The organism is Nocardioides sp., assembly GCF_025965415.1.
GTDB lineage: Bacteria > Actinomycetota > Actinomycetes > Propionibacteriales > Nocardioidaceae > Nocardioides.
In genome coordinates, this window is the sequence record NZ_JAOPWY010000144.1 from 1 (window position 1) to 12,978 (window position 12,978).

Sequence of the window (12,978 nt, forward strand, 5' to 3'; positions counted from 1 at the left end):
GGCTTCCGCGGGCGCCTCGGCACCTGCGCAGCTCGGACGGCGGGAGCCGGACGTTCGGCCTGGCCGCCCTCATCGCCTCGGCGCTCGCCGGGATCATCGTCGGCGGGCTCGGCGCCGCGGCCATCCACGCGGTGGGCGACGACCACGACCGTGACCGCGGCCGCATGATGCAGCGCCGCGACACCGGCGGCGGCGAGGGATTCGGCGGCCCAAGCGGGATGCACGGCGGGCCGCGTGGCGTACCCGGTCAGCTGCCTCCGACGACCGTCCCGGACGACGAGGACAGCGCGGGGTGAACCCTCTTGCCGCAGTGGGCGAGAATGGCGCCCGTTGTGAAGATCACCTATCCGCCGGAGCTCCCGGTCTCCACGCGCCGCGACGACATCGCCGCGGCCATCCGCGACCACCAGGTCGTGATCATCGCCGGGGAGACGGGGTCCGGGAAGACCACCCAGCTCCCCAAGATCTGCCTCGAGCTGGGCCGCGGCGCCGGGCCCGCCAACGGGGGCGGGCTGATCGGCCACACCCAGCCCCGCCGGATCGCCGCGCGCTCGGTGGCGGAGCGGATCGCCGAGGAGCTCGGCACCGAGCTCGGTGACGTGGTGGGCTACCAGGTCCGCTTCACCGACCGCACGAGCAGGGCCAGCCGGGTCAAGCTGATGACCGACGGCATCCTGCTCGCGGAGCTCCAGCGCGACCGGGACCTGCGCAAGTACGACACGATCATCATCGACGAGGCCCACGAGCGCAGCCTCAACATCGACTTCCTGCTCGGCTACCTCAAGCGGCTGCTGCCCCGCCGGCCAGACCTCAAGCTGATCATCACCAGCGCGACCATCGACGTCGACCGCTTCGCCGAGCACTTCGGGGCCCCGGTGGTCGAGGTGTCCGGGCGCACCTATCCCGTCGAGATCCGCTACCGCCCCCTGCTGGAGCTGGCGGAGGACGACGAGGAGGGCGAGCCGGTCCAGCGCGACCAGACCGAGGCGATCCTCGACGCCGTCCGCGAGCTGTCGGCCGAGGGTCCCGGCGACATCCTCGTCTTCCTGCCCGGCGAGCGCGAGATCCGCGACACCGCCGACGCCTTCGACGCCCTGCGGAGCTCGACGGCGGGCGCGGACCGCCTCGAGATCGTCCCGCTCTACTCACGCCTCAGCGCGGCCGACCAGCACAAGGTCTTCTCCAGCCACTCCTCGCTGGTGCGGCGCGTCGTGCTCGCCACCAACGTCGCCGAGACGTCGCTGACCGTCCCCGGCATCCGCTACGTCATCGACACCGGCGTCGCGCGGATCAGCCGCTACTCCGTGCGGACCAAGGTCCAGCGGCTCCCCATCGAGCCGATCAGCCAGGCCTCGGCCAACCAGCGCTCGGGCCGGTGCGGGCGCGTGGCGGAGGGCATCGCGATCCGGCTCTACTCCCAGGAGGACTTCGAGGGACGACCGGAGTTCACCGACCCCGAGATCCTGCGCACCAACCTGGCCAGCGTCATCCTGCAGATGGCCTCGCTGCGGCTGGGCGACATCGCGCGCTTCCCCTTCGTCGAGCCTCCCGACCGCCGCAACATCAAGGCGGGCACCGACCTGCTGGAGGAGCTCGGCGCGGTGACGACGGCCGAGCGTCATGCGGACGGGGCACCCACCCGCCCCGACCGTACGACGTCGCGGCAGGGGGAGCGGCGCAACACCGGCGTACGCCTCACCAAGGTCGGGCAGCGGCTCGCCCGCCTGCCGATCGACCCGCGGCTGGGCCGGATGATCCTGGAGGCCGAGCGGCTCGGCTGCCTGCGCGAGGTCCTGGTCATCGCCGCCGCGCTGTCGATCCAGGATCCGCGCGAACGACCCGAGGAGCAGCGCCCGCAGGCCGACCAGCTGCACGCCCGCTTCACGCACGAGTCGAGCGACTTCCTGACCTGGCTCAACCTCTGGCGCCACATCAAGGAGCAGCAGCGCGAGCTGTCCTCCAGCGCCTTCCGCCGGATGTGCAAGCGCGAGTTCCTCAACTACCTCCGCATCCGTGAGTGGCAGGACTACGAGTCCCAGCTCCGCCAGGTCGCCAAGGAGATGAAGCTCGACGTCGGTCACCCGTCGGACACCCCCGACGAGGACGGCATCCACCAGTCCCTGCTGTCCGGCCTGCTCAGCCACATCGGCGCGCTCGAGGAGCGCGACACCAAGGCCAGGCCGGGCGAGCGTCGTCCGCTGCGGGAGTACGTCGGCGCCCGCAACGCGCGCTTCGCGATCTTCCCCGGCAGCGTCCTCAAGGGGCGCAACCCGGCGTTCCTGATGAGCGCCGAGCTCGTCGAGACGTCGCGGCTCTGGGCGCGGCAGAACGCCGCGATCAAGCCCGAGTGGGCCGAGACCCTCGGCGCCCACCTGGTCAAGCGGACCTACTCCGAGCCCCACTGGTCGCGCAAGCGCGCCGCGGTCATGGCACGCGAGCGGGTGACCCTCTACGGCGTCCCGCTGGTCGCGGACCGGCTCGTGCAGTTCGGCAGGATCGACGCCGAGCTGTCCCGCGAGCTCTTCATCCGCCACGCGCTGGTGCAGGGGGAGTGGGACTCGCGCCACCGGTTCCTCGCCGAGAACGCGCGCCTCCTCGAGGAGGCCGAGGAGCTCGAGCACCGCGCCCGCCGGCGCGACATCGTCGTCGACGAGCAGACGCTCTTCGACTTCTACGACGCCCGGGTGGGTGCCGAGGTGGTCAGCGGCCAGCACTTCGACCAGTGGTGGAAGCGCGCCCGCCAGAAGCGGCCCGACCTGCTCACCTTCGACCCGGCCATGCTCACCCACGACACCGCCGACCAGGTGCAGCAGCAGGACTTCCCGACGCAGTGGCACGACAGCGAGGAGGCCGGGCTCACCTTCCCCATCAGCTATCACTTCGAGCCCGGCGCCGCGGACGACGGCCTCACCATCGACGTACCGGTCGCCACCCTCAACCGGATCGAGGCCGACGACTTCTCGTGGCTGGTGCCGGGGCTGCGCGAGGAGCTGGTGACCGAGCTGATCCGCTCGCTGCCCAAGCACCTGCGCGTCGCGATGGTGCCCGCCCCCAACACCGCCCGCGAGTTCCTCGCCGCCACGCCGCCCGGCGCGGAGCCGCTGCTCGACGCTCTCGAGCGCTTCGCCCGCAGCACCCGGAGCCTGGTGGTCGACCGCGAGGCATGGGACTGGTCCAAGGTGCCGGAGCACCTGCGCCCGACCTATCGCGTGCTCACCGAGGAGGGCACCGAGGCAGGACGCGGCAAGGACCTCGACGCCCTCAAGGAGCCCTTGCGGCCCACGTTCGAGCAGGCCATGGCCGACGTCGCCGCGGACTCGGGCGTCACCGCCACGGGCCAGACCGCGTGGACCTTCGGCGTCGTCGACGAGTCCTTCGTGCAGCGCCGGGCCGGGCACGAGGTCCGCGGCTTCCCGGCCCTCGTCGACGAAGGACCCACCGTCGGGCTCCAGGTCCTCGCGACCGCCGCGGAGGCGGCCGCGCACCACCGGCTCGGCGTACGACGGCTGGTGCTGCTGGCGCTCGGCCCGCCCGCCCCCGTGGACGACGTGCTCGCCGCCGCGGGCCTCGACCAGCGGGCCAAGCTCGCCCTCGTCGGGTCGCCGTACGCCTCGGTGGCCGACCTGCTCGCCGACCTCCGCTCCGCCCTGGTCGGGGAGGTCGTCGACGCCCGCCCGACGCTGCGGGACGAGGCGGCGTACGACGCCGTGGTGGCCGCGGCGCGCGAGGCCGTCACCGGTGGCCTGAGCGCCGCGGTGCACGACGTGATGCGGGTGCTGGAGTCGTGGCGCGCGACCGACAGGGCGATCTCGGGTCGCGCCGACCTGATGACCCTGCCGGCCCTCACCGACATGCGCGCCCAGGTGGGCCGGCTGGTCGGACCCGGGTTCATCGCCGACGCGGGCACGACCCGGCTGCGCGACTACCCGCGCTACCTCGCCGCCGTCACCCTCCGCCGGGAGCGGCTCGACGCGCAGGTCGCCAAGGACCGGCAGCTGATGGACCAGCTCGCCGGCCTCCAGGAGGCTTGGCTGCACGCGGTCGCGGCCCTGCCCGACGGCCAGCCCGTGCCGCAGCACCTGCGCGAGGCACGCTGGATGCTCGAGGAGTACCGCGTCTCCCTCTTCGCCCAGCAGCTCGGCACGGCCGCTAAGGTCAGCGACCAGCGGATCCGCAAGGTGATGGGCACGGTCGCCTAGCTGTGCCTAGGCTGGGCCGGTGACCGGTCGCATCCACCACCGCCCCATGACGCCCGGCGGTGGCTTCTTCGCCGAGATCGCCGGCGGCACCGATCCCGCCCTGCTGCGGGAGGCCGGCGACCTCGCCGCCACCGTGCTGGTGCGCGGTGCCCGTGAGTCCGACGACCCGGCGCTCGCCGAGCGCATCGTGCACCTGGCCGAGAGCGAGGGCCTCGAGACGCTCGCCGAGGTCTGGTCGGGCGCTCCCGCCGACACGCTCGCCGGCAGCCTGTGGCGGCTGTTCCTGCTGCGCCAGTGGGTGTACGCCGACCCCGAGCGGGTCGCGGTCGAGTTCGAGGCCGGGCAGCGGCGGGCCGACGTGGCCCGCGTCGTCGCCGGGGTCGCGGACCCGCCGGTCCCCGACGAGCTGCGCGGCATGGTCGACGACGTGCTGCGCGGCATCGCCCGCGGCGACTTCGCGATCACGCTCTTCCGCGCGGCCGCCTTCGCGCGCATCGTGGCCGCCGGCCGCGCGACCATCGGGGAGTCGTCGCACGAGGAGATCACCCGGATGCTGGGCCTCTCCGAGCAGCTCGAAGCGGCCGGGCACGGGGAAATCGATCATCCGTTGGCCTGAGGTCTACAATGGATCCTGAGTGCGTCGGGCTGTGGCAGCCCCGGGTCCCGAAATAAGCCGCTACGAGCGGCCACGCGCCGTGAGGCGCTCCCGGTCCGGCGCACTCGTTCATCCCCGGGTGTCGTCTAGCCTCGCCGGATGACCCTGCGCCGCCGCATCGCCGGCCTGCTGTCGCGCCCCTTCGCACCCGAGGAGGCGACCGTCGAGGTGGCCGCCCGCTATGCGCCCGAGGTCGACGGCGAGCCCGACCCGGGCGAGGTCGTCTGGGCCTGGGTGCCCTACGAGGACGACCCCAGGCAGGGCAAGGACCGCCCGGTCCTGCTGCTCGACACCGACGACGCCGGCACCGGGTGGACGGGCCTGATGCTCAGCAGCCAGGACCACGACCGCGACGCGGCCGACGAGGCGCGCCACGGCCGCCACTGGATGGACGTCGGCACCGGCGGCTGGGACCCGCAGCGACGACCCAGCGAGGTGCGGCTGGACCGGCTCCTGCACCTCGAGCGCGGCGCCGTACGCCGTGAGGGTGCCGCGCTCGACCCGACGGTCTTCGCCGACGTCGTCGCGGCGGTCCGTGGTCTCGACCGGTAGGCGCTCGTCGCACGCTGCGGACGACGCTCGCGACAGCCGGGGATTGGGCGACATGGCCTAGGGTTCCGACGTGGTTCCGCGTCCCTCCAGCCTTCGTCGTACTGCCCTGGTCGCGTGTGCCCTCACGGTCGCGCTCTCCGCCGCCGCGTGCACCGCCGGCGGCGATCCCGCGCCGAGCCCGACGCAGACGCCGGGCAAGGGCCAGTCCGCCGGCGCAGGCGATAAGCCGCGCCAGATCACCTTCGGGGCCTTCGGCAGCGACGAGGAGGTAGCGGCCTTCCAGGACGTCGTCGACTCCTTCAACGCCACCTCGACCACCCGCACCGTCAAGCTCGTGTCCTGGCCCGACCACGAGTCGGCGCTCGAGGACGTGCTGGACGGCAACGCCCCGGACGTGTTCCTGTCCTCGCGCATCGACCTCGGCCAGCTCGTCGAGGCCGACGCGCTGCAGCCGGTGAGCCTGCTCCTGGACGAGCGTGGCGTCGACTTCGGCGACCGCTTCTCGCGCGACGCCGTCGACGCCTTCGCGATGGACGACGAGCTGCAGTGCATGGCCTACTCGGTTTCCCCGATGGTGATCTACTACAACACCGACCTCGTCGACTTCGACAAGATGGAGCGCCGCGAGTACGACGTCCCGACGGCCGACAGCGACGGCGTGCGCGACCGGTGGACGCTGGCGGAGTTCGGGGCCGCCGCCCAGTTCGCCTCGCGCCGCGGGGACCGTCGCGGCGTGTGGATCGACCCGACGCTCCAGGGCCTGGCGCCCTTCATCTACTCCGGCAACGGCAAGGTCTTCAACGACGACCGCGAGCCCACCTCGCTGGCCTTCTCCGACGACTCGACGCGCGAGGCGCTGAGCGAGACCCTGGCGATCCTGCGCGACCCCACGATCACGCCGACCAACGCCCAGCTCGCCCGGGCGACGCCGGTCCAGCTCTTCAAGCGCGGCGAGCTCGCCATGATCGCCGGCTTCCGCAACCTCGTGCCGCAGCTGCGCGACGCCGAGGGCCTCGACTTCGACGTCCTGCCCATGCCCACCATCGACACCCGCGCGACGGTCGGCGACATCAACGGGCTCTGCCTCTCCGGTTCGTCCGAGGTGCAGGGCGACGCGGCCGACTTCATCGCCTACGCCGTCTCCGACGCGGCGATCACCACGGTGGCCTCGACGGGCTACATCGTGCCCGCCAACACCCAGGTCGCCGCCTCGCCGGAGTTCTTGGCCCCCGAGCTGGAGCCCGCCAACTCCGAGGTCTTCAACACGAGCATCCGCTACATGGTGGTGCCGCCGTTCATCGACCAGCGCGTCGAGCTGATCGAGGCGGTCACGCCGCTCCTCGAGCGACTGGTCACCGCGCCCGGCGTGCTCGACCTCGACCTGATCACCGAGCAGATCGACGAGGCCTCGCAGGTGATCCTGGCGCCCGAGGAGGAGACCGAGTCCCCGACCGAGTCGCCGTCGGAGAGTCCGTCCGAGAGTCCGACCGAGTAGTCGGGGTGCGCCACGCCGCCAACTGACGAGTTGGCTGACCAACTGGTGAGTTGGTGGGTTGGGTGGCCTTCCGGCGCTCGATCGAGCCCCCCACTCGCCAACCGACGAGTTGGCTGACCAACTGGTGAGTTGGCAAGGACGCAACGACTGCGGGACCGGGGCTACTCCGCCTCGGGCCCGTCCGCAGGCTCGACCTCCGCGCCGAGGATCGCGCCGACCAGCGCGCCGGTGATGAGCTCGGCCTGCCAGGGCCGGGCGCCGTACGACGCCAGCTGCTCGCGCACGGCGTCCGCGAGGGCGGCCGGCTCGCGGGTCGACGGCGGCGCCCACATCAGGCGGCGGAGGTAGTCGGGGGTCAGCAGGTTCTCGACCGGCAGGTGGTGGACCTCGGCCAGGTTGAGCATCGACTCGCGGGCCGCCTTGAAGCGGCGGTCGGCGACGGGATCGCGGTCGGCCCAGGTGCGGGGGTGCGGGGGACCGTCGCCGCGCGGGGCGCGGGAGGGCAGCTCGTCCTCGGTCATCTCGCGGACCCGCTGGAGCGCGTCCACCCAGGCCGAGGCGTAGCGGCTCGCGCCGCGGCCGTGGAAGCCCTGCGTCGACAGCAGCGCCCGCCGGTCGGCCGGCATCGCCGTGGCGGCCACGACGATCGCGGAGTCGGGCAGGATCCTTCCCGGGGTGACGTCGCGCTCGGCGGCGATCGCGTCTCGGGCCTCCCACAGGGCGCGGGCGGCCCCGAGCGCGCGGCGCCCGCGGAGGCGGTGCACCCCGGACGTACGACGCCATGCCTCCTGCCGCACGGTGGGCTCGAAGTCCAGCAGGTGCTCGAACTCCTGGCGGGCCCACTCGGTCTTCCCGGCCTTGTCGAGCTCGGCGATCATGTGCTCGCGCAGCTCGAGGAGCACCTCGACGTCGAGCGCGGCGTAGTCGAGCCAGGCCGTGGGGAGCGGACGCGTGGACCAGTCGGCCGCCGAGTGCTCCTTGCGCATCCGCTGGCCGAGCACCGTCTCGACGAGGGTCGCGAGGCCGACGCGCGGATAGCCGAGCAGTCGGCCGGCCAGCTCGGTGTCGAAGAGGCTCGTCGGGACCAGGCCCACCTCGCGCAGGCAGGGCAGGTCCTGGGTGGCGGCGTGGAGGATCCACTCGGTGCCCTCGAGGGCCTCCTGGAGCGGCGCGAGGGTGGTCAGCGGGATCGGGTCGATCAGCCAGGTGCCGGCACCCTCGCGGCGCAGCTGGATCAGGTAGGCCCGGTTGGAGTAGCGGTAGCCCGACGCGCGCTCGGCGTCGATGGCCACCGGCCCGCTCGCGGCCGAGAGCGCGGCGCACGCCTCGGCCAGCCCGGCGTCGGTCTCGACGATCTCGGGCAGGCCGTCGCGCAGCTCCAGCAGCGGAGCGGGCGCAGCCTCGGGCTCGGCGGCCGGGGCGTCGGCGAGCTCCAGGGGCTCGACGGACTCGGGGTCAGGGGTCGCGGGAGCGGTGTCGGTGTCGGCCATCTGATCAGGTGCCGCGCTGCCCGCGTCGGCTCGGGATCGCGGTGACGCCCTCGGGCACCGGGGGCAGCCCCACGGCCGTGCACATCAGCTCGCCCCACGCCTCGACGTGCGGCGTCATGTCGAGCGCGCCGACCTCGTCGACGTCGGGAGTCCACGACGCCCGGATCTCGACCTGGGCGGTGCCGGGCTCGTCGGCCATGCCGCCGAAGCTCTCGGTGCTCACGCAGGTGACGGTGCCCGATGCCGCGTGGAAGCCGGCGCCGTGGGCCTCGAGCGCCTCGGTCAGCCAGGACCAGCCGACCGCCGCCAGCAGCGGGTCGCCGCCGAGCTCGGGGTCGATGTCGGCGCGGGCGTAGGCCACGCAGCGGAAGGTGCCGTCCCAGGCGTCGTTGCCGGCCGGGTCGTGGAGCAGGATGAGGCGCCCGGTGCCGAGGTCCTCGTCGTCGACCGTGACGTCGCCGCTCAGCGCCGAGGACCACGGGGCGATGCGCTGGGGCGCCGGCATCTCCTCGCAGAAGACCTCCGGGCGCAGCGCGGCCTGACGCATCGACTCCACAGCCGCGCGGAACTCCGCGGGTCCAGCCGCGGCAGCACTGCCCGGGTGGGTCTCGTGACGGGCCACCATTCGTCCAGAGTAGGCCAGCCCTCCGCACTCCCGATGTGCCGCCACGCCGCCTGACCTGCGAAGATTCGGCGGTGACCGACGCCCGCACCACCCCCGACCCGGGCCCCCGCCCGACCCCCCACCCGGGTCTCGCCGACAGCCCGTTCCTCCGGGCCGCGCGCGGCGAGGTGCCGTCCCACACCCCGGTCTGGTTCATGCGGCAGGCGGGGCGCTCCCTGCCGGAGTACCTCAAGGCGCGCGAAGGCGTCGGCATGCTGGAGTCCTGCATGGACGCCGACCTCGTCACCGAGATCACCCTGCAGCCGGTCCGGCGCTACGGCGTGGACGCGGCCATCTTCTTCTCCGACATCGTGCTGCCGCTCAAGGCCGTCGGTGTCGACCTGGACATCAAGCCCGGCGTCGGCCCGGTCGTGGCGTCACCGGTGCGCACGCTCGCCGACGTCGAGGCGATCCCCGATCTCAGCGCCGAGCACGTCCCCTACATCTCCCGTGCCGTGAGCCAGCTCGTCGCCGAGCTCGGCGCGACGCCGCTCATCGGCTTCGCCGGCGCGCCGTTCACGGTCGCCTCCTACCTGGTCGAGGGCGGTCCGTCCAAGGAGCACGCCCGGACCAAGGCGATGATGTTCGGCGCCCCCGAGGTGTGGGAGGCGCTGATGCACAAGATCGCCGGCATCGCGGCCGCCTACCTCCGCATCCAGGTCGAGGCCGGCGCCTCGGCCGTGCAGCTCTTCGACTCCTGGGCCGGTGCGCTCACCCCGGCCGACTACCGCGCGTCGGTGATGCCGCACTCGGAGCGGGTGCTGGCGGCGGCGGGCGAGCTCGGCGTGCCGCGGATCCACTTCGGCGTCGGCACCACCAACCTCCTCGGCCTGATGGGGGAGGCCGGCGCCGACGTGGTCGGTGTCGACTGGCGTACGCCGCTGGAGCGGGCCATCCCGCTCGTCGGCGACCGCGTCGTCCAGGGCAACCTCGACCCCACGCTCGTCTTCGCGCCCACCGAGGTGATGACCGCGAGGGCGGCCGAGATCATCGACGCGGGCCGCGCCGCCAAGGGCCACATCTTCAACCTCGGCCACGGCGTCATCCCCTCGACGAACCCCGATCAGCTCACGGCGCTGACCGAGTTCGTGCACGGCTACTAGCCTCGATCCACCGATCTCTCGCCTGCTGCGCGCCGCCATCCGGACGCGCTGGCAGCGTTGTCGCACCTCGACGGGCCTCCGGCCCGCCTTCGGCACTCCGCCTCGCCATCACGCCCGTCTGACGGCGCTCGCGACGGCGTCGATCGGCGGATCGAGGCTGATCGGCGTCACCGGCGTCCCCGCCTCCGGCGGCACCGGCCTGAGGTCGGGCGCCGCGGCGGGGAGCTCCAGCGCGGCGAGGTAGGCGCGGGCCTGCCGGACGAGCGCGGTCTGCAGGTCGCGCACCGGCTCCGACGTGCGCTCGGCGCGGCGGCGCAGCATCAGCAGGGTGACGGTCGTCTGGTCGGTCTGGATCGGGCGCGTGGTGAGCACGCCGGCACGCACGAGCGGGTCGGCGGTGATCGAGAAGTCCGGCAGGATCGAGATGCCCAGCCCGGCGGCGACCATCGCCTTGCCCATCTCGGCACCGTCGGTGGCGTACGTCGTCGACGGTAGTGCGCCGGCGAAGACCCGGTGGGCGTAGCGGTGCATGACGAAGCCCGGGCGCATCAGCACGTGCGGCTCGGCGCGGAGGTCCTCGACGCTCACGCGTTCCTGGGCCGCCAACGGGTGGTCGGCGCGCAGGCACGCGACCGGTGTGCCCTCGATCAGCTTGTCCCACACGAGCGTCGGCGGCACCTCGTCGCCCGGCAGCACGTTGACCAGGCCGAGGTCGAGCGACCCCTCCGCGAGTCCCTGCTGGATGTCGGTCGCGCGGCCGTTGACCACCTCGACGCCCCCGGACCCGTGCCGGGCGTGGAGGTCGCGCAGCGCCGGCGCGAGCAGGCTCGACGAGGCAGTGTTGACGGTGCCGATGCGCAGGTCGCGCCGACGCGAGGACTGCTGGCCGGCCGCCTGCCGGAGACGGTCGACGGCCTCGAGCACCTCGGTCATGTTCTGCAGGAGGTCGAGCCCCTGCCGGCTGATCCGCGAGCCCGTACGACGGCGGTCGAGCAGCGTCGCACCCAGCTCCTTCTCCAGCTTGGTGACCGCCTCGCTCAGCGCGGGCTGCGAGATGTGCATCGCCTCGCTCGCCCGGCGCAGCGAGCCGTGCTCCGTCACGGCGGCGAGGTATTCCAGCTGTTCGATGCGCACGTGGTGCTCCTGCTCGTTCGGTCCCTCGCGGGGTGGTCGGCAAAACCTGCTGCCCGGGTTGCGTGGTCCGCCACCCCGACTGCCTAAAGTCTACTAAGTAACTATACAAATCGGGAGGAACCCACCCATGACCACCCTGCGTGTCCGGCCCACCCTCGGCCGGACGACCCCTGTCGCGAGCCCTGCCGCGAGCCCTGCCGCGAGCTCCGTCACCACCCCCGACGGCGCCTCGCGGACGGCCTGCCGGCGCGCCGTCGACGACCTGCTGGCCGCCTGGGCGCCCGTGCTGGACGCCGTCGAGGAAGGAGCGGTCCAGCGCGAGCTGGACGGCGAGCTCCCCACCGAGGCCGTCGCCCGCCTCAAGTCCGAGGGGTTCGGCGCGCTGCGCGTCCCGGCCGCCTTCGGTGGCAGCGGCCTCGACCTGGTCGGGGTCACCCGGCTGTGGATCGAGCTCGCCGCGGTCGACGCCAACCTCCCGCAGGCCTTCCGTGGCCACTTCGCGCTCGTCGAGGACCGGCTCTGGCACCACGCCCGGTCGAGCGACCAGCGCGTGTGGTTCGACCGCTTCGTCGCCGGCGAGATGGCCGGCAACGCGTGGTCGGAGGTGGGCTCGAGCATCGACCTGCCCCGCACCGCGCTGCGTCCCCGTGCCGACGGGTCCTACCGACTCGACGGCACGAAGTACTACACGACCGGGAGCATCTTCGCCGAGTGGGCCGACGTGCATGCCCGTGTCGCGACCCCCGGGCACCCCGACGAGGTCGAGGAGGCGACCGCGATCGCGCTCGTCGACCTCCGCGACCCCGGGGTCGCGGTGAGCAACGACTGGAACGGCTTCGGCCAGCGCGGCACCGGCAGCGGCACCACGACGTTCGACAACGTCAGCGTCCCTGCCGAGAACGTGCTGCCCTTCGAGGAGCGCTTCCCCTACCAGACCGCGTTCTACCAGCTCAACCTCCTCGCCACGCTCACCGGCATCGCCCGCGCCGCGCTCGCCGACGTGGTCGAGGCCGTGCAGAGCCGCACCCGCAACTTCTCCCACGCCAACGCGCCCCGCGTCCGCGACGACGCCCAGGTGCTCGCCCGCGTCGGCGAGGTCGCCGCCGCGGTGTACGCCGCCGAGGCCACGACGCTGCGCGTCGCGCAGAGCGTCCAGGCCGTCGCCGACGCGGCCCTGGCGGGCGCCGAGGAGATCGCCGAGCTGGTCGAGGCCAGCGAGATCGAGTCGTCGAGCGCCCAGGTGGTCGTCTCGGAGCTCGTGCTGCGCGCGACGTCCGACATCTTCGACGCCCTCGGAGCCTCCGCCACCGCGCGGCCGCTCGCGCTGGACCGCCACTGGCGCAACGCCCGGACTGTCGCCTCGCACAACCCGCGCAACCTCAAGGCGCGCGTCGTCGGGGCCCACGCGGTCAACGGCACGCCGCCGCCGTACGCCTGGTCGATCGGCAGCACCCGTCGACGCCAGGAGTGGGCGGACGGCCGGCCCGAGCCGCGGGACCTCTCCGGGGGCGCCACCGACTGACCGGTCACGCACCGGTCCCGGAGGGGGTGGAAGGTCGGTGAAGGGCTTTGTGACAGCCGCCGCCTTCCACCCCCTCGACATCCCCGCGCGACCCGGTGCGCCGGGCCGCACCCTCGCGCTGCTACATTTGTCTACAAGATCGATAGAGATGGAGCGTGAACGAT

General features: G+C 73.1%; 10 protein-coding genes. 7 read left to right on the forward strand and 3 right to left on the reverse strand.

All coding sequences use genetic code 11. The features are described from left to right. From JWN97_RS15085 to JWN97_RS15105, 5 genes are all read left to right on the forward strand, one after another. On the forward strand, positions 1-296 hold a 296-nt coding region (locus JWN97_RS15085; RefSeq protein ID WP_297624249.1), incomplete at its 5' end, for a hypothetical protein. A gap of 24 nt (positions 297-320) precedes the next feature. Beyond that, positions 321-4,199, forward strand: a complete 3,879-nt coding sequence (hrpA, locus tag JWN97_RS15090) for an ATP-dependent RNA helicase HrpA (RefSeq protein WP_297624251.1) — start codon at positions 321-323, stop codon at positions 4,197-4,199. Between the two features lie 19 nt (positions 4,200-4,218). Next, positions 4,219-4,815: a hypothetical protein gene (locus JWN97_RS15095; protein WP_297624254.1), complete on the forward strand. Its 597-nt coding sequence runs from the start codon at positions 4,219-4,221 to the stop codon at positions 4,813-4,815. A 138-nt stretch (positions 4,816-4,953) separates the two neighbouring features. Further along, positions 4,954-5,406 carry a type II toxin-antitoxin system PemK/MazF family toxin gene (locus JWN97_RS15100; RefSeq protein WP_297624257.1) on the forward strand — a complete coding sequence of 151 codons (453 nt, stop codon included), beginning with the start codon at positions 4,954-4,956 and terminating at the stop codon, positions 5,404-5,406. A 70-nt stretch (positions 5,407-5,476) separates the two neighbouring features. Next, positions 5,477-6,901, forward strand: a complete 1,425-nt coding sequence (locus tag JWN97_RS15105; protein WP_297624260.1) for an extracellular solute-binding protein — start codon at positions 5,477-5,479, stop codon at positions 6,899-6,901. A gap of 161 nt (positions 6,902-7,062) precedes the next feature. Here the strand turns inward: JWN97_RS15105 and JWN97_RS15110 are convergent, their stop codons facing one another. Together JWN97_RS15110 and JWN97_RS15115 are read right to left on the reverse strand one after the other, a co-directional pair. Further along, positions 7,063-8,391 carry an HRDC domain-containing protein gene (locus tag JWN97_RS15110; RefSeq protein WP_297624263.1) on the reverse strand — a complete coding sequence of 443 codons (1,329 nt, stop codon included), beginning with the start codon at positions 8,389-8,391 and terminating at the stop codon, positions 7,063-7,065. Positions 8,392-8,395: 4 nt separating this feature from the next. After that, positions 8,396-9,016 (reverse strand): DUF3000 domain-containing protein, encoded by a 621-nt coding sequence (locus tag JWN97_RS15115; protein WP_297624266.1) that lies wholly within the window; start codon positions 9,014-9,016, stop codon positions 8,396-8,398. A gap of 71 nt (positions 9,017-9,087) precedes the next feature. On the opposite strand from JWN97_RS15115, the gene hemE reads away from it, so the two are divergent. Continuing rightward, positions 9,088-10,158: a uroporphyrinogen decarboxylase gene (hemE, locus tag JWN97_RS15120; protein ID WP_297624269.1), complete on the forward strand. Its 1,071-nt coding sequence runs from the start codon at positions 9,088-9,090 to the stop codon at positions 10,156-10,158. Between the two features lie 108 nt (positions 10,159-10,266). Here the strand turns inward: hemE and JWN97_RS15125 are convergent, their stop codons facing one another. Beyond that, entirely contained in the window at positions 10,267-11,292 is a 1,026-nt protein-coding gene (locus JWN97_RS15125; RefSeq protein WP_297624271.1) for a LysR family transcriptional regulator, read from the reverse strand. Positions 11,293-11,419: 127 nt separating this feature from the next. On the opposite strand from JWN97_RS15125, the gene JWN97_RS15130 reads away from it, so the two are divergent. Next, the gene (locus JWN97_RS15130) at positions 11,420-12,814 is read left to right on the forward strand and encodes an acyl-CoA dehydrogenase family protein (protein WP_297624274.1); all 1,395 of its coding nucleotides are present in this window, start codon (positions 11,420-11,422) and stop codon (positions 12,812-12,814) included. The last annotated feature ends 164 nt before the right edge of the window (positions 12,815-12,978 follow it).